Source organism: Mucilaginibacter litoreus, from assembly GCF_042676805.1.
In the GTDB taxonomy this organism is placed as follows: Bacteria; Bacteroidota; Bacteroidia; order Sphingobacteriales; family Sphingobacteriaceae; genus Mucilaginibacter; species Mucilaginibacter litoreus.
On the sequence record NZ_JBHTHZ010000013.1, the window covers coordinates 352931 to 370948 of the forward strand.

An 18018-nucleotide genomic window follows, 5' to 3' on the forward strand; every position below is an offset into this window, starting at 1 on the left:
TTGGTGACAGTGTTCTGTCACCACTTATATCAAGTGCCTGATCATGATTGTTTTACGAGTGTTCACTGTGTTCGCATGTGTGTTCGTGAACACGATGAAGTTAAAGGCTTTGAAAAACCCTTATCACAATAGATTTATCAAAAATAGCGTATGAGACGCTTTATTTGTACAAACAAAGTGAACGAAGGTGTTATTATATACTATAGTAACCGTTATGGGTTATACCTGGGCGAGTTAAGTAATGCCATCTTAAACACGCACATTGCTTACTGCACTGCAGTTAAATAAATTGCAGGGATTGAAAAAATGATAATTAAACAATATGCCGTTTGAATTATTTAATTTAGCGGCGGGAAAATTGTATGAAGATTACATTTGATTTTGAAAAACCACTGGCAGAGATACAGGGGCAGATAGAAAAGGTGAAACAAGTTGAGGAAAAAAACAAACTCGACATGTCTGCCACTATAGCTGAATTGGAGGCTAAACTGGAGCAAGCCAAAAAAGAAATATACACCAACCTTACCGGATGGCAAAAAGTACAGATATCGCGTCATCCTGAAAGGCCTTATACCTTACAGTATCTTGAGCTGATGTGCGATGATTTCATCGAGTTGCATGGCGATCGTACTGTAGGAGATGATAAGGCCATTATAGGCGGGTTTGGTACCATGAACGGGCAAACAGCCATGTTTATAGGTCACCAGAAAGGCCGTAATACTAAGGAGCGCCAATACCGCAACTTCGGTATGGCTAACCCAGAAGGTTACCGCAAAGCTTTAAGGCTGATGAAAATGGCTGAAAAATTTAACAAGCCAGTTATCACCTTAATTGACACACCGGGAGCCTATCCGGGCCTTGAAGCCGAAGAGCGCGGACAGGGCGAAGCTATTGCCCGCAATTTGCTGGAAATGGCTGTGCTAAAAGTACCTGTTATATGCGTTATTATAGGCGAAGGCGCATCAGGTGGAGCTTTGGGTATTGGCATAGGCGACAGGGTATTGATGCTGGATAATTCCTGGTACTCGGTAATCTCTCCGGAAAACTGCTCTACAATTCTGTTTAAAACATGGGAGCAAAAGGAGCGTGCGGCAGAAATGCTGAAGCTGACCTCTACAGAAATGTTTAAGAATAAACTGATCGACGGAGTAATTAAAGAACCTCTTGGGGGTGCACATCAGGACCCGGTAGCGATGGCTGCTATCCTGAAAAAGCAATTGCTTAAAGACCTTAAGACACTCGGCGAGCGCAATATTGATGAACTGGTTGCAGAGCGTATTGATAAGTTCTGCAATATGGGAGTGGTAATAGAGGATTAAGATGTTATCAAAATAATTAAACAACAAAAGCGGCCGATAGCCGCTTTTGTTGTTTAGGCGAGTTACTCATAACGATTTTCTTATGAATCGCTTTATTTAACCTCCAGTTTCTCTATCACAGACTTAGCCGTGCTGTTATTTGGGTCGAGTTGTAAGGAACGTTTGTAATTAGCCAGCGCCTTTGCTTTGTCACCTTTGTTCAAGTAGGCCTCACCCAGGCTATCAAACACATTGCCCGACTGAGGAAAAAGAGTAGTATTATACTCGAAAACTGTTATCGCCGCATCAATATTTTTAGCATTCATTAATGAATAACCTATCTCATTAAGCGTCGTCTCATTACTAAAGCCATATTCATCCGGATTGGTTTGCTTAAGCTTATGGTATAGTGCCAGAATCTGGTGACCGCTAAGCGTATCTATCTGCTTTTGAAAATCCTTAAGGATTGATTTTTTAGGTTGAACATAAGGCTTGCCATCGAGGATGTCTTCTATTGCGTTATCTATATCAAATATATTATTCTGTTTGTTATTAGACATTAAGATAACCATCCGGCCTTTTGGCTTGTTGCCTACCAGTAACGCCTGGTATTGTACGCTGATGCCATCATGCTTATGAAAAACCAGTTGATTGCCTTGCATAGTGCCGCCGCCTAAACCGCATTGCTTTCCCGGAGAAAAAGGTGTAACCAAAATTTGTGTTGATGCCGGACTGATCAGTTTGAAGTTTTCCAGCGCCAGTTCCCATTTATAAAAGTCATCCAGTGTAACAACTGTCCAGCCGGTTATGGGGTAGATCAGAGCACCTTGTTTACGGTTGTTGTCATAAGACTTTGCCATTAACGGTGTGTAATCATCCGGGTCTACCAATGAGTTGCTCATGCCGGCAGGTTTCAACAGCTTACTTTCAACAAACTTATTGAAAGGCATGCCTGATATTTTCTCGATGATGCGGCGCTGTAAAAAAACATTATTGTTGTTATAAGCATAATGTGTTCCTGATTCAAAATCAAGGGTGGTTAGTTTCATCAGGTCGGCCATGTTATCTGCATCGCCTCTTACTGTTTTCCAGTTTACATCGGGCAGGCCGCTGGTATATTGCAATAAGTTTCTGATACTTATCTTTTCAGCCCAATTGGGCAGTTGGGGAAGGTATTTTGAAACTTTATCATCAAGATCAAGCTTGCCTTCCTCTTTAAGCAACATTATGCCAACAGCATTAAATTCCTTTGCGATAGAACCAATATGAAAGCGGTAATCGGTAGTTAACGGTTGCGTTTCAGATGCATCCGTGAAACCGATAGGTGCTTTGTAAATTACTTTGCCTTTATCAACTACCATTACATTGCCCTTGAACAACCCAAGCCGGTTTGTTCTGTGCAGCATGGTATCAATCAGCGTAGCTTTGTTTTGTGCGTAAGTAACTGTTGCAGCAAGTAATAGGATAAGAGTAAGGTAGCAGTGTTTCATATCGAATATGATTGTGCCAAAACCGGTTTGTTACATCAGGGCATAAAAAAAGCGGCTTTTACATAAAGCCGCTTTTAAAATATGAATAGCTATCAATTACTGCCCCTGTTGTTGTTGCTGTAGCATGCTGCCAAATTTGGCGCTGTATTCTTTTAGTTGAGCGCTGATCTTAGCGTTTAGTGCATTTTGCTTATACTCTTTGGTAAGCCCATCCAGGCTGTTCAGCAGCGAAAGCCCTAACTGAACTTCGCGTCCGTTAAGCGCCGGGTCGCTTTGCTGGTAAAGGGTATAATTAAACTTAAGCTGATCGGCCACATAATTATCAATTTGTGTGGTTGTTTTGTTAGCAAACGCGGTTTCGCCCAGTTTATACGCTGTTTCAACCATGTAAAATTTTCGGATGGCTACTTCAGATAAGGTAATTTCCTCCGGCATTTGCTGATCATATTTTTTCAGCGCATTTTTTGCCAGGTCCTGGTGGCCTTCTCTCAACAAGTTATCTGCAAGGGTTGAAAATAAACGGGTAACCAATGGATAAAACAGCGTTATCGACTCATGATCAAGGTATTTAGCAGTTTTAAAATTGCCGTATCTATATTTGTTAACCATGTTGTTATACATGATCAGCGTATTGCTGTTCTCCTGCGATGCATGCGTAGTATCAGGTGTAAACGGCATCAGGCGGTAAGAGAAACCTTCGCTGTACAGATACTTATCTAAACCAAGCATATTGTCACTTGGTACTGTTGTAGCAAAATAGATAGGGCGTTTCCAGTTGTTATGAGCAATGATATCCATCATAGCCAGGTTATCCTTGGTTACATACCTGCCCGGGTAAGTCCAGTCCATCTGCGGCGCTATCAGGTTTTTCTTATCCGCAGGTACAGTGCCCGATTTTATTACGTCATCGGCATTTACTGTTAACTTAAAGTTTTTAGTAGGCAGGTAGTTGGTGTTTTCGCCGCTTTGATAAGTGACCATTGAGGCCGGGTTATCAGATGTAACAAAATCAAATACTTCTTTCAATTCAATCGGACCCTCAACTTTGGCATCGTTAAAAGGAATAATATCCCGTACGCCTGCCTTGAATTTATTGTTATCCATGGTGATAGGCAACGGTGCCGATTCGTTCATTTTAGTTTTCATCTGGCGTATATACCAGTCTGTCCCCAGTAAACTCAGGTTAACAATACGCACATCCGGCCTTACGCCCTCAACCTCCTGAACATACCATAGCGGGTAAGTATCGTTATCTGCATAAGTAAACAGGATAGCATTTGGCGCGCATGAGTTTAGATAGTTATAGGCCATATCATGCGGGGTAAGCTTGGTAGAACGGTCATGATCATCCCATTCCTGGCTGGCCATCAATACAGGTGCAGCAAGCAAGCAGGCAACAGTAGCAATAATGGCACTTGTTTTTGCATTGATTTTTTTACTTAAAACATCGGCAATAAATAATACACCCAGGCCAATCCAGATAGCGAATGCATAAAACGACCCTGCATAGGCATAGTCACGCTCGCGTGGCTGTAATGGATCCTGGTTAAGGTAAAGTACAATGGCCAGGCCGGTAAAAAAGAATAAAACAGTCACCACACCTGCATCGCGCTGGTTACGCCTGAAGTGGTACACCACTCCGCATAAACCTATAATAAGCGGTAAAAAGTAAAGCCGGTTATACGATTTGCTTTCGGTAACGCTGGTAGGCAATTCCTTACCAAAGTTAAAGCCGCTTATCCAGCTGCCATCGGGGCCTTGGTTGGTTTGGCCATCCATATCATTCGCACGGCCAACAAAATTCCATAAAAAATAGCGGGTATACATCTGGGTAACCTGCCAGCTGGCAAAAAAGCCAAGATTGGTAGCCATGGTGGGGTGCTCCTCAGGGCTAAGGTTAGTCCACATGCGGTAAAATTCCGGGTGGTTAGGCTTTTGGCTAAACATGCGAGGGAACAGTGTGTTCCTATCATAAACAGTGTTCAGCTTGTGGCCGGCCTGCTCGTACTTGGTATCGCCACGGCGATAAATAACTGCACCGTTAGTTTGGTCGGTAACCTGCGAGTCGAAGTATTCGCCGTATAGCAATGGCGTATCACCGTATTGGTCGCGGTTTAAATAGCTGTTCAAGGCAAAGGCGTCTTCAGGGTCGCTGTTATTCAGATTGGTGCCTGCTTTTGCACGTATAACTATCATCACAAAAGAGCTGTACCCAAATAAAATGAACACCGCACAAGTAAGCACCTGGTTAAGTATTGCACGTTGTTTTCGCACCTTTAATACATACTCTGATATAGCTAATAGGGCTATGCCGGCTATCAGCCCGATAATGCCTGCGCTAAAGCCTAATAATAGTACAAAACATACAACAGCTATCCATAAATACATGGTATTGGCATTTATAGTGTAAATGATGCCAAAAGCCAGTGCAGCTACAACCAGTAGATAAAATATGATAGCGCCTGTATTAAAGCCCATACCCAGGGTATTCACAAAAAACAGATCAGAAAAGGCCGCGCCCTTAACTGTGAATTGTATAACCCCCCATAATATAATGGCCACTGTAACACATCCTAATATAAAATACCAGATAGTGCCTTTGGTGGTAACGTTGTTAGATCTGCGGAAGTAGATCACCAGTGCTATGGCCGGAATCACAAGCAAATTCAACAGGTGGATACCTATTGAAAGGCCCATGATATAGGCTATGAAAATGATCCATTTATCAGCACGCGGCTCATCTGCATGGGCTTCCCATTTTAAAATTGCCCAGAAAACTATGGCGGTACAAAGTGATGATTGCGCGTATACTTCCGACTCAACAGCCGAAAACCAGAATGTATCAGACCAGGTATAAGCCAGCGCCCCAACCAGACCGGCGCCAATGATCAGTAAGGTTTTTGTAGTATCTATTTCCTCACCTGCTTTTACAATCAGTTTTTTGGCAAGCGCGGTAATGGTCCAGAATAAAAATAAGATTGTTGCCCCGCTGGCCAGTGCTGATGCTAAATTGGTAAAATAAGCAACCTTTGTATTATCCCCCATAGATAACAGCGAGAACACTTTGCCAATCATGGTAAATAAGGGTGCGCCGGGTTGGTGCGCTACCTGCAAGCGGTATATACAAGCTATAAATTCGCCGCAATCCCAAAAACTGGTAGAGGGCTCAAGGGTTAAAATGTAAGTTAATGTAGCAACAATGCCGGCTGCCCAGCCGAAAATATTGTTTATTTTATTATAGTTCATTGCTGATGATTACAGATGCAACTGGTTTTTAAGCAGCCGAAATTAGTAAAAACATTACGATATATAGGTGGCATATAATTTAAAAGCTAAAACCTTAACATTTTTTAACGGATAATGAGGTAGTTACTTTATCAGCCTTAACTTTTTTTGAATTTTGCTTTTGACTTGTAAAATTTCGTCTTATATTTGCATTCCTTTTCGGGGAGGCTTACAAACCAAAGGAGATTGCCTGATAGTATAATGGTAGTACGACGGTTTTTGGTACCGTTTGTCTAGGTTCGAATCCTGGTCGGGCAACTTAAGAAGTTCGGATTTCAGATCTTTCGTTTTGAAACAAAGGTTTCAGCGGGAGGTTAGAAATCCGAAATTTTTTTAAGGGTTAATGTACAAGATTAAGACAAGGAGCACATCTAAAATCGTAAATCTTAAACCATAAATCAGGATGCCTTTACAGTTTAATACAGTTAAGCTATTTGCCGGTTCAGGGTCTGCCGCTATTGCCAAAGCGATAGCCGATTCTTACGGAAAGGAATTGGGCCAGGTAGCTATATCGCGTTTTAGCGATGGTGAGTACCAGCCCCATTTTGATGAGTCGATCCGCGGATGCGACGTCTTTTTAATACAATCAACCCACCAGCCTACTGATAATTTAATGGAACTGTTAATGATGATAGATGCAGCCCGTCGCGCGTCTGCACATTATATAACAGCCGTTATTCCTTATTTTGGCTTGGCAAGGCAAGATAGGAAAGACAAGCCACGCGTGGCTATCGGCTCAAAGCTGGTAGCTAATTTATTGGTGGCGGCAGGCATTCACCGTATCATGACAATGGATTTGCATGCAGCCCAGATACAGGCATTTTTTGATGTGCCGGTAGACCATTTGGATGCATCGATCATATTTGTGCCCTATATAAAAAGCCTTGGTTTGGAAAACCTTACCATCGCATCGCCGGATATGGGTGGTTCATACAGGGCACGTAACTTTGCCAAGTATTTTAATGCAGAGGTGGTGATTTGCGATAAGCGCCGCAAGCGTGCCAACGAGATTGAAAGCATGACCGTTATTGGTGATGTTACCGACCAGGATATTGTATTGATTGATGACATTTGCGATACGGCAGGTACCTTGGCCAAAGCAGCAGGCCTGATCATGGAGCGAGGAGCAAGATCAGTGAGGGCTGTTTGTACGCACCCGGTATTATCTGGCAAAGCGTATGAAACCATTGAGAATTCGGCCCTGACAGAACTGATAGTTACCGATACCATCCCGCTTAAACAGGAAAGTAGTAAGATAAAAGTATTATCAACTGCTGATCTGTTTGCTAAAGCGATAATGAATGTAAATGAGCACGGCTCAATAAGCCAGTTGTTCAAGGTAGATTAATCAGGGTCGATAGTCTATGGCTGATAGTCCATAGCATTAATAAGATTTAAAATATCCATATCATGTTGATATGGCTTGAATACAAATAATAAAAAATGAAATCAATTGCTATTAGCGGTTCTCCAAGAGAGAACGTAGGGAAAAGAGACGCTAAAGAACTGCGTTACCAGGGCTTAGTGCCTGCAGTACTTTACGGTGGTGCTACCCAGACCCACTTTGCAGTGTCCGCAGCTGATTTGAGAGCCGTGATTTATACTCCGGTTGTTCATTTCATCGACATTGAAGTTGCCGGTAAAACAACTCAGGCTATTATTAAAGATGCTCAGTTCCACCCGTTAACTGAACAGCTTTTACACATCGACTTTTTAGAGCTTGACGAAAACAAACCAGTAACTATTGAGATCCCTGTTAAATTAACCGGTACATCTCCTGGTGTTAAAGTGGGTGGTAAATTAGTGCAGAAATTACGTAAGCTACGTGTTAAAGCCCTTCCAAAAGATCACTTGGATAACATTGAAGTGAGCATTGAAGAGCTTGAAGTTGGTAAATCAGTACGTGTTGCTGACGTTAAAGTACCTAACCTTACTATAACTAACGCGCAGGAAGATACTATTGTATCTGTTACTACTTCACGTGCATTGCGCCAGGCAGAACAAGAAGGAAAAGGCAAGTAATATTTTGCTTTGATAACTTTAAAAAGCGACGGGAAACCGTCGCTTTTTTTATGATTAAAGATTGAATGAGCAAGGACAAAAGATAATTTTATTCATGTTGAAGCACAATTTCAGACAGTTAAGAATTTGGATTGACTCAGTGGCATTAGCTAAAGATATTTATGCGCTTACTCAAAAATTTACTAATGAACACAAGTTTGGAATTTCGAGCCAACTTTACAGATCAGCTGTTTCTATTCCTTCAAACATTGCTGAAGGCACAGCAAGAAAATCCAGTAAAGAGTTTAGTCATTTTTTAACCATAAGCTTAGGATCCGCATTTGAATTAGAGACTCAGCTTATCATTGCCGAGGAATGTGAGTTGGCTACTCATGAGAAACTTCAGGAGTTAATTTCACGTACTCAATTACTGCAAAAGCAAATAACTGCATTTAGTAACAGTATTTATAATCTGTAAAGGTCAATCATTCCTCTTTTGTCATTGCGTCTTTTATCTTTGCTCTCCAAATGAAATACTTAATCGTTGGTTTAGGCAACATAGGACCGGAGTATGCGGATACGCGCCATAACATAGGGTTTATGGTGCTGGATGAATACGCCAAACAGGAAAACGCCAGGTTTTATAATATGCGTTTGGCCTATTATACCGAAGTTAGCTATAAAGGCCGCAGCCTGCACCTCATTAAACCTACCACCTACATGAACCTTAGTGGCAAAGCCCTTAACCACTGGATGAAGGAATTAAAAATCCCTGTTCAGAATGTGCTGGTTATTGTTGATGATCTGGCATTACCGTTAGGTACACTGCGCCTTAAACCCAAAGGCAGTGCGGCCGGGCATAACGGTTTAAAAAATATTGAGGCTATACTTGGTAATAATGAATATGCCCGCCTGCGTTTTGGCATCAGCGATAATTTTCCAAAAGGCCGGCAGGTAGATTACGTATTAAGCGGCTTCGACGACGATGAAAAACCTGAATTACCAGCCTTAATAGAGCGTTCAATAGAGATGATCAAGAGCTTCGTTACAGTGGGTACCGAACTTACCATGACCAAGTTTAACAAGTAATAGCTTTGTTACGTAGCTGGAACGCTTTTTTGCGTTTCTTTGGTGCAACGTAAACGCCGGTTTGCGTGTCTTGTACCTAAACTATTAAATGAACAAACTCCTTCTGGCGGCCATGAGCTGTCTGCTTATCACAATAACTTCTTTTGGGCAAACTGTTTCTCATAATATCATTATTAAAGGGTTGATTATCGACTCGGCTGTTAATAAACCATTGGGTTTCGTTACCGTTGCGCTGAGTGATGCCGCTACCAATGCGCCGGTTAAAAGCATGCTTAGTAAGGATGATGGTACTTTTGAACTCGCAGGTGTAGCTCCAAAAGCCTATAAACTCTCGCTGGTGTTTATGGGATACAGTAGTAAAACGTTTAATATAAGCGGTGATAAAAAGGTGTTTGATATTGGCCGTGTGCTTATGGCGCCCACTCATAGTCAATTAAAAGAGGTTTCCATAATTGCTGCCAAGCCGTTAATGAAACAGGAGGTTGATCGCCTGAGTTATGATGTACAGGCGGACCCTGAAGCTAAAAGCCTCACTGCGTTGGACATGATAAGGAAAGTGCCCTTGCTTTCTGTTGATGTAAACGACAATATACAGCTCAGAGGAAGCGGTAACTATAAGATCCTGTTAAACGGCAAAGAGTCGGCCCTAATGGCGCGTAACCCAAGCGATATATTGAAGGCCATGCCGGGCACCAATATCGTAAAGATAGAGGTGATTACAACCCCACCTGCCAAGTACGATGCTGAAGGTTTGGCCGGTATCATCAATATCATCACACAAAAGAAAGGCGATGAAGGCTATAACGGTTCGGTAAATGCCAACTATAACAGCATTTGGGGACCGCGCGCTAACATAAACCTTACGGTTAAAAAAGGGAAGTTTGGCGTAAATGCTTATGCGGGTACAGGCAGCCGGCCAAAGCGCCCCACTGATTTTTACAAACAAACTGATTTTTTACTACAGCCATCAACCGTTATACAAAACGGCAGCAGGTTTAACAAGGGCAACAATAACTATGTAAGTACCGAGCTAAGTTTTGAAGCCGACAGCCTTAACCTGTTAACCGGTACATTCAATTATTACCGTGGAACTAATATCAATGGCTCTACACAATACACAACAGAAACTACCGGCGATGTTTCAAACAGCTATACAACCACTAACAACGGTGATGGCGCATATCATGGTGCCGACTTTGGGCTGAACTATCAGTTAGGTTTCAGAAAAAATAAAGAGCAGTTGCTTACTATGTCTTATAAATATAGCGATAACGGCAACGAATCGCTCTCTTTGGTTAGTCCGGGTAATACAACCGATTTCAGGCAATCAAACAACGCCGGTACAAAAGAGCATACCACCCAGTTAGACTATGTGCAGCCGTTAAAAAAGCTGAATATCGAGGCGGGCGGTAAAATGATCAACCGCAAAAATTTCAGTACTTTCCATACCGATCTGTATGATGAAGCCAGTCAGGATTACATGAATAACAGCGGCCAGGCTAATGATTTCGATTACCGGCAGGATGTTTACAGCGTTTATAATTCTTATACCCTCAAGCTAACCAAGTGGACTTTTAAAGCCGGCGCCAGGTATGAGCATACGGACATCAACGCTAATTTTACTTCTACAAGTACCAATCTCGATCAATCATATACTAACGTTGTTCCCTCGTTCTCGATGCAGCGCTCGTTAAAAAACAGCAGTTTAACCTTTGGCTTTACCCAGCGTATACAACGCCCGGGAATATGGCAGCTAAATCCGTTTGTTGACAGCACAAACACCAAGTACATCAGTAGGGGTAACCCCGGCCTTAGGCCGGCAGTGAACAACAACTTTGAGATAAGCTACGGCAACTTTACCAAAGGGTCGCTAAATATCAGTATGAACTACGCCTTTGCTAATAACACTATTCAAAGCCTGTCAAGCGTTGAAGGTACCGTTACTACCAATACCTACGCCAACGTGGGTAAAAATAAAACCTTAGGGCTTGATGTAAACTGGAATTATCCTATAACACCGAAATTTAATTTAAATGTTAACTCAGAGTTGTTACGTATATGGCTTAAAGGCTCGTTCAATGGCGAGTTTTTTACCAACAGTGGTTTCCAGGGGCATGTGTTTACTAATAGCAGCTATAAATTTGATAGTGGTTACCGGGTAGGCGTAAACGTAGGGTTTGATAGCCGATACGTGTTATTACAAGGTACAGATAATTACTATCTGGGCTATGGCTTTAACGCTTCCAAAGAACTGTTTGATAAAAAGGCAAGTGTATCATTGTATGTGAACGGGCCTTTTAGCAAGTTTATTAAGCTTGACTATTACACAAAGACAGATGCTTTTAACAACTTTTCTTACAATTATCAAAATTTCCGGTCTATTGGCCTTGGCTTTAACTACAAGTTTGGCAGCTTAAGTGCATCCATCAAAAAAAATCAGCGTGGAATAAATAATGACGACTCTGCAGGAGGCGCCAGAAATTGATATTTTAGCGGTATGAAAGTATATGGAATAACCAACTGTAATACCGTAAAGAAAGCGCTCGACTGGTTAAAGGCCAACAATGTGCCTTATGAATTTCACGACTTCAAAAAGCTGGGGGGTAGTGCTGATAAGCTTAACGAGTGGGACGAAAAAGCCGGGTATGAAAAATTTATGAACAAGCAGGGGCTTACCTGGAAGCAGCTCGATCCGGCTGTTAAAGATAATATCAAAACTAAAGATGACGCATTAAAGCTGCTGCAAGAAAAGACCAGCATGATCAAACGCCCGGTTATTGAAAAAGACGGCTTCCTTTTTTTTGGCTTTGATGAGAAAGTATATGAAAAGGAATTAAAGTAAATAAGTAAGCATCGGATACATCCACTAACAGGTTAAGTATTAACCGGTAACTTAATTATTACACTTAATAATTTCGTAATAGACTCAAATCTATAATTTGTATACTTGCTCATTGTTTTTACTAAATCATTAATAAATTATGAAACTGAAACTGATTGCCGGTTGCACTATAGCCGCTATGGCTATTGGCAGTGCAGCCCTGGCTCAGCAGGCGCCTGTAAGCAACTACAACTATCATGACGCTTTTGCCCCATTCTTTTATACCAAAAATGGTTCGGAGTTTCGCGCGGCTGATGGGCAGCCAGGCCCAAAATACTGGCAAAACCGTGCCGATTATCAACTAAATGCCAAACTGAACGACCAAACCAATGAGGTTGTTGGCTCAGAGGTACTTAACTATACCAACAACAGCCCGCAAAAACTGGATTTTTTGTGGATGCAGTTGGATCAAAACTTATTCAAAAACGGTTCCCGCGGTTCAGCTATCATTCCTCCATCAGGCAGTCGTAATGGTGGCCGTGGGGATATGTCGCAAGGCGGATATAACATCAAATCGGTAAAGCTGGTTGGTGGTAAAGGAGCCGGTACCGATGTTAAGTACATCATTAACGATACCCGTATGCAGATATTCCTGCCACAGGGAGTTGAAGCCAATGGCGGGCAAATAAAGCTTGCTATTGAATATTCATTCATAGTTCCGAATTATGGATCAGACCGTACAGGTATCCAGGATACTAAAAACGGGAAAATTTATACCGTTGCACAGTGGTACCCGCGTATGTATGTGTACGATGATGTACAGGGTTGGAACATGTTACCTTATACAGGCCCAAGCGAGTTTTACCTGGAATACGGTGATTTTGACCTGAATATTACCGCGCCTGCAAATCACATTGTAGTCGCATCAGGCGAATTGCAGAACCCGGCAGAGGTTTATACTCCTGAACAGGTAAAGCGTTGGGCGGCTGCCGAAAAAAGTGACCAAACTGTAATTATACGTTCGGCTGATGAGGTGACTAACGCGGCCTCGCGCCCGGCTGGCAAAAAAGAGCTTACCTGGCACTTTAAAATAAAGAATGCCCGTGATGCTTCCTGGGCTTCTTCTGCATCCTTTATAATTGATGCAGCAAAGATGAACCTGCCAAGCGGAAAAAAATCTACAGCAATTTCTGCCTACCCGGTAGAAAGCAATGGTAACGATGCCTGGGGCCGCTCTACCGAATATGTTAAAAAATCGATAGAATATAACTCTAAACAATGGTTTGAATATCCTTATCCTGCTGCCACAGCCGTTGCCGGCGTAGTAGGAGGGATGGAGTATCCTGGCATAGTATTCTGCAGCTACAGGGCCAAGAAAGGTGATCTGTGGGGAGTAAATGATCATGAATTTGGCCATACCTGGTTCCCGATGATCGTAGGCTCTAACGAACGCCTTTATGGTTGGATGGACGAAGGTTTCAACACTTTTATTAATACCTTAAGTACAAAAGACTTTAATAATGGCGAATACGCCGGTAAAAAGCAGGATGTACAAAAGATAGGCGCTTATATAACCAGGCCTGAGTTTGAGCCTGTAATGAGCAATCCCGAAAACCTGAAGGAAAATAACAACGGCATCCTGTTATACTTTAAACCCGGCTTAGGGTTAAGTATGCTGCGCGAGCAGATATTAGGGCCAGAGCGCTTTGACTTTGCTTTTCGTACTTATATAAACCGTTGGGCATTTAAACACCCAACTCCCGACGACTTTTTCCGTACCATGGAGAATGCTGGTGGCGAGAGCCTGCAATGGTTCTGGAGAGGTTGGTTTACTAATAACTGGAGGTTGGATATAGGTGTACGCGATGTTAAATATGTTGGTGGCGATGCCTCAAAAGGTGCGTTGATCACATTGGATAATCTTGAAAAGATGCCTTTCCCTACAACACTTGAAATTAAAACCGTAAGCGGGAAAGTTAGTCGCCTAAATTTACCGGTTGAGATATGGGAGCGTAACAATAGCTTTATTGTGAAATACCCATCTACCGAAGAAATACAATCGGTAATTTTTGATCCTGATAAGGCATCACCAGATTATAATCCCGACAATAATGTTTGGAAAAAGTAAGAAATAGCTTAAAACCCGGTTAACGCCGGGTTTTTTTAATATTCAGAGCGTTCTACATGCAAACCATATTGGTTTAAGCAGGTTTAATAAATAGCTAATACATCAGCCATGAAACGTCTGTTTTCCGTTACAATTATTTTAATGTTCTTAGGTGGTTTAAGCCACGCGCAAACTACGTTAAAAGGAACCGTTTATGAACAAGGGACAAATAAGGCCTTAGATAATGTGTTTATACGGGATAATAATACCCGGCAGGTATCAATAACTGATAAGAACGGTAAATTTGAGATACAAACCGCACAGGGCCACACTTTGATATTCAACTCGCCGGGTTATGCGGCAGATACGCTTTACCTGATTGATATGCGCCCAAAAAAAGTGATGCTGGCTACTACAAGTATCGCCTTGAACCAGGTGACCATTACCTCAACCCGGCCTGATTTTAACCCAAGGGTTGAGTATCCGGAGGTTTATGAAAAAAGTAAGGTGTACGTACTATCGCCTTCAACATGGTTTAGTAAAGAAGGCCGCCGGGCGCGCAAGCTTAAGAAGTATTTTAGATATGAGGCAGAGCAACGCCAGATTGATGCGGCCTTTAGCCGCTCTTATGTAGGCAGTATAGTACCATTGAAAGGTAAGGACCTTGAGAATTTCATGACGATGTACCGACCAAGCTATAAGTTTCTGCGCAGCAATAACCGGGAGTCTATGGTGGCGTATATCAATGACAGCTATAAAAAGTTTATGGCCCTGCCCCCGGATAAGCGGGAAGTACAACCGCTTAATTAATAAATTACAGGTAACGAAACATAAAAGGTTGTGCCTTTACCTTCTAAACTGGTGAACCAAATGCGGCCACCTTGCAGTTCGGTATAATCTTTACATAATACAAGGCCCAGTCCGGTACCATACTCATTCTCGGTGCCCCGTGCAGTTGCACTGTTTAATGTAAAAAGCCCGGCTTGCATGCTTAATGGTATGCCAGTGCCATTATCAGCAACAGATATAACACATTCGGTACCTGTTATGGTAGCTTTAAGCTCAATTTGGCCGCCGCGCGGCGTAAATTTCACAGCATTATTTAGTAAATTACGTATAACCAATTGCAGCATATCGCTGTCTGCTTTTATTACAGTGTCATCATTGGCAATAAAGGTTGTTAACGAAATATCTTTTTTAGCTGCAATGGCCGTAAACACTTCTGAGGTGGTGTTAAGATGTTGTGCCAGTGGCACGGGGCGTAAATGTACTATGCTGCCATCCATTTGGTTTTTAGCCCACTTCAACAGGTTACTTAGCATATCCTGAGTGCTGCTTATAGATTGCATCAGGCTTTTTTCAATTTCAAACCGTTCCCGGTCAGTCATATCCAACTCTGTAAGCACTTTGAAATATTGCTGAACGGCAGCCAGCGGAGTACGCATATCATGTGATATGATAGAAAACAGCTTTATTTTTTCGGCATTGAGCAATTCAAGGGCAAGGTTCTTTTCATCGGTAAGCTGCTTTTGCCGCATATAGCTGTTACGGATGGTGGCGGTGCCCATATATAACAGGGCAATGCATGCAAAGTATGACATCATATTGTCGGCAAATCGCTCATTACGTGAATTGTAGTGTTGTTTAATTGTTTCCGGGTAATAATATTCATAGGCTACAACGCCGCATACAAGCAGTAAATTGACAATTAGCCACAAGAGCCATTGCTTTTTGTTTACAACAGAAATGATCATGAAAAAAGATGCGGCAAAAAGCAATAGGGTTGAGCCTGTAAGGCCTGCATTAAAAAAATAACCAATGCCGGTAATGATATTAATTTCAATAGCCGAGAAAGTAATTGCCCAATTAAGTTTGCCCTTAAATCGCGCCAGGTAATAAAAAAGTAACTGTAAACAAATGGCTGCCAGTGTTAGGCCTGCAGATACATACAAGCCTATGTATGTATTAAAAATAAATTCGGCCAACAAGGTAAGCAGCACAAATACCGAAAATGAATGAAATATCCTGCTTTCGAAAGAAAAATCATCGGTGTTGCCAATTAAGTATGCTTTAAGAGGCTTTAGCCGGTATATAAGATACTTTAACATAGTAGGGGTTAGGTTTTCAAATTTAGTAAACAGTAATATAAATGCCTGCTCACAGCCACATTTAAAAAATATAATTTATTGTATTTCAGATTCAAAACATTTTTTCTACCTTTGATGTCCCTGAAAGGAGGTATTTGGGATTATGATCATTATCAACGTAAAAGACGGAGAATCATTAGATAAGGCATTAAAACGCTTTAAAAAGAAATTCGAGAAAACTGGTGTTTTAAGAGAACTTCGCAGTCGTCAGGCTTTTGAAAAAAAATCTGTAACACGCAGGCACGTAGTTAAAAACGCCATCTACAAACAAGGTTTAAACCAGGAGACTGTTTAATTCTTTTTTTCGGTAAGAAGAATTTCAACAAATTTCTTGTCATCATAAAAAAACTATTTGTACATTCAGTTTCACTGGTGTTCAAATAGTTTTTATGTTTTCAGACAAGTTCATTCAGTATATAAAGCACGAAAAAAGATTTTCTGCACATACTGTAACCGCATACGAGAATGACCTTAAGCAATTTATTGCCTATTTAAACCCTTCCGGGTCAACACCTTCAGTTATACATCCTTCAGAGGTCAGCCACCACCACATCCGTAACTGGATGGTGCAATTAATGGATGAAAAGTTAAACGCCCGTTCTGTTAGCCGTAAATTGGCAACCCTCAGAAAGTATTTTAAATTTCTGTTGCAACAGGGGCTGATTACAGCAAACCCGGCATCTAAAGTAAGCAGCCCCAGGCCCGATAAAAAATTACCTGTTATTGTTGATACTGATAAAATAACCGCCATGCTTGATGGCAGGCTTGATAATGAAGAAGATGTGGTTTTTCCGCACACCTTTAAAGGCCTGCGCGATAAGCTTGTTATTGAAATGCTTTTTGGCACAGGTATGCGCCTTGCCGAATTATTAAGTATCAAAGAAGATGATATTGATACTTATGAAAGAACCATAAAGGTTTTGGGTAAACGCAATAAACAGAGATTGTTACCTGTTAATAACGAACTGTTTGAATTGATAGGGCAATACATTGAGGCGAAGAAAAATCAAAATTTTCATAACAATTCCTTAACGTTTATCGTTACAGATAAAGGAGCTAACGCATATCCAAAGCTTATTTATTTAATTGTGCAGAAGTATTTATCCTACATATCAACCCAAAATAAAAAAAGCCCGCACGTGTTGCGGCATACGTTTGCAACAACTCTTTTAAACAATGGCGCAAACCTTAATGCTATTAAAGAGCTGCTTGGCCATGCCAATTTGAGCGCGACTCAGATTTATACCCACAATTCAGTAGAACGACTTAAATCTATTTATAAACAAGCCCATCCAAAGGCATAAAAAGGAGGAAAAATGAAAATTACAGTGCAATCAATTCATTTCACCGCAGACAGCAAGTTGCTTGATTTTATTCAGAAAAAAGTAGACAAGCTCGAGACGTTTTTTGATCATATTATTAGCGGCGAAGTTTATTTAAAACTGGAAAATGTAGAGGATGAGGCAAATAAGATAACGGAAATAAAGCTTATGCTACCCGGTAACCAGATGTTTGCCAAAGAGCAATGTAAAAGCTTTGAAGAGGCCACAGACCTGGCGGTTGAAAGCCTGAGGAAGCAAATAGCAAAACATAAAACAAAAAAAGCTATTGCTGCCGATGCTGCTAAAAAGGCGGCCCTTGTTACGGAAGATGATGATTTTTAAGTATATATGAAAGCAAAAAAGTTGCTGGAATCGGCGGGTTATAAACCTGCCGATTTTTTTTGCAAAAATATTTTGTACAGCTTTAATTTTTTGTAGATTTGCAATCCCTTTCGGAG

The 18018-nt window shown here is 41.5% G+C and carries 16 protein-coding genes and 1 tRNA gene; 14 read left to right on the forward strand and 3 right to left on the reverse strand.

All coding sequences use genetic code 11. The annotated features are described in order from the left end of the window. Positions 1-150: 150 nt before the first annotated feature. Positions 151-288, forward strand: coding sequence for a hypothetical protein (locus tag ACFQZX_RS14915; RefSeq protein WP_377116796.1), 138 nt, complete (start codon positions 151-153; stop codon positions 286-288). A gap of 74 nt (positions 289-362) precedes the next feature. Next, the gene (locus ACFQZX_RS14920) at positions 363-1319 is read left to right on the forward strand and encodes an acetyl-CoA carboxylase carboxyltransferase subunit alpha (RefSeq protein ID WP_377116798.1); all 957 of its coding nucleotides are present in this window, start codon (positions 363-365) and stop codon (positions 1317-1319) included. Positions 1320-1411: 92 nt separating this feature from the next. On the opposite strand, the gene ACFQZX_RS14925 is transcribed toward ACFQZX_RS14920, so the two are convergent. After that, positions 1412-2788: a serine hydrolase gene (locus tag ACFQZX_RS14925; RefSeq protein WP_377116800.1), complete on the reverse strand. Its 1377-nt coding sequence runs from the start codon at positions 2786-2788 to the stop codon at positions 1412-1414. Positions 2789-2884: 96 nt separating this feature from the next. Beyond that, complete coding sequence (locus ACFQZX_RS14930) at positions 2885-6034, reverse strand: protein O-mannosyl-transferase family (protein ID WP_377116802.1); 3150 nt, start codon at positions 6032-6034, stop codon at positions 2885-2887. Between the two features lie 226 nt (positions 6035-6260). Between ACFQZX_RS14930 and ACFQZX_RS14935 the strand changes: the two genes are divergently transcribed. The 9 genes from ACFQZX_RS14935 (at position 6261) to ACFQZX_RS14975 (ending at position 14901) form a co-directional block, all read left to right on the forward strand. Then, a tRNA-Gln gene (locus ACFQZX_RS14935) sits at positions 6261-6331 on the forward strand. A 145-nt stretch (positions 6332-6476) separates the two neighbouring features. Continuing rightward, positions 6477-7421 carry a ribose-phosphate pyrophosphokinase gene (locus ACFQZX_RS14940; protein WP_377116804.1) on the forward strand — a complete coding sequence of 315 codons (945 nt, stop codon included), beginning with the start codon at positions 6477-6479 and terminating at the stop codon, positions 7419-7421. Positions 7422-7516: 95 nt separating this feature from the next. Beyond that, positions 7517-8095 carry a 50S ribosomal protein L25/general stress protein Ctc gene (locus tag ACFQZX_RS14945; RefSeq protein ID WP_377116806.1) on the forward strand — a complete coding sequence of 193 codons (579 nt, stop codon included), beginning with the start codon at positions 7517-7519 and terminating at the stop codon, positions 8093-8095. A gap of 61 nt (positions 8096-8156) precedes the next feature. Further along, the gene (locus ACFQZX_RS14950; RefSeq protein WP_377116808.1) at positions 8157-8552 is read left to right on the forward strand and encodes a four helix bundle protein; all 396 of its coding nucleotides are present in this window, start codon (positions 8157-8159) and stop codon (positions 8550-8552) included. A gap of 50 nt (positions 8553-8602) precedes the next feature. After that, a complete protein-coding gene (pth, locus tag ACFQZX_RS14955) occupies positions 8603-9163 on the forward strand; it encodes an aminoacyl-tRNA hydrolase (RefSeq protein ID WP_377116810.1) in 561 nt (186 codons plus the stop codon). Between the two features lie 88 nt (positions 9164-9251). After that, complete coding sequence (locus ACFQZX_RS14960) at positions 9252-11648, forward strand: TonB-dependent receptor domain-containing protein (protein WP_377116812.1); 2397 nt, start codon at positions 9252-9254, stop codon at positions 11646-11648. 12 nt (positions 11649-11660) lie between these two features. Next, a complete protein-coding gene (locus tag ACFQZX_RS14965) occupies positions 11661-12005 on the forward strand; it encodes a Spx/MgsR family RNA polymerase-binding regulatory protein (RefSeq protein ID WP_377116814.1) in 345 nt (114 codons plus the stop codon). A gap of 139 nt (positions 12006-12144) precedes the next feature. Then, complete coding sequence (locus tag ACFQZX_RS14970) at positions 12145-14112, forward strand: M1 family metallopeptidase (protein WP_377116816.1); 1968 nt, start codon at positions 12145-12147, stop codon at positions 14110-14112. 108 nt (positions 14113-14220) lie between these two features. Then, the gene (locus tag ACFQZX_RS14975) at positions 14221-14901 is read left to right on the forward strand and encodes a carboxypeptidase-like regulatory domain-containing protein (RefSeq protein ID WP_377116818.1); all 681 of its coding nucleotides are present in this window, start codon (positions 14221-14223) and stop codon (positions 14899-14901) included. Here the strand turns inward: ACFQZX_RS14975 and ACFQZX_RS14980 are convergent. Continuing rightward, complete coding sequence (locus tag ACFQZX_RS14980) at positions 14898-16199, reverse strand: sensor histidine kinase (RefSeq protein WP_377116820.1); 1302 nt, start codon at positions 16197-16199, stop codon at positions 14898-14900. The genes ACFQZX_RS14975 and ACFQZX_RS14980 overlap by 4 nt on opposite strands. A gap of 142 nt (positions 16200-16341) precedes the next feature. Between ACFQZX_RS14980 and rpsU the strand changes: the two genes are divergently transcribed. From rpsU to hpf, 3 genes are all read left to right on the forward strand, one after another. Beyond that, positions 16342-16533, forward strand: coding sequence for a 30S ribosomal protein S21 (rpsU, locus tag ACFQZX_RS14985; RefSeq protein ID WP_095703533.1), 192 nt, complete (start codon positions 16342-16344; stop codon positions 16531-16533). Positions 16534-16627: 94 nt separating this feature from the next. Continuing rightward, the gene (locus ACFQZX_RS14990) at positions 16628-17542 is read left to right on the forward strand and encodes a tyrosine-type recombinase/integrase (protein WP_377116823.1); all 915 of its coding nucleotides are present in this window, start codon (positions 16628-16630) and stop codon (positions 17540-17542) included. 12 nt (positions 17543-17554) lie between these two features. Further along, complete coding sequence (hpf, locus tag ACFQZX_RS14995; RefSeq protein WP_377116825.1) at positions 17555-17902, forward strand: ribosome hibernation-promoting factor, HPF/YfiA family; 348 nt, start codon at positions 17555-17557, stop codon at positions 17900-17902. Positions 17903-18018 lie beyond the last annotated feature (116 nt).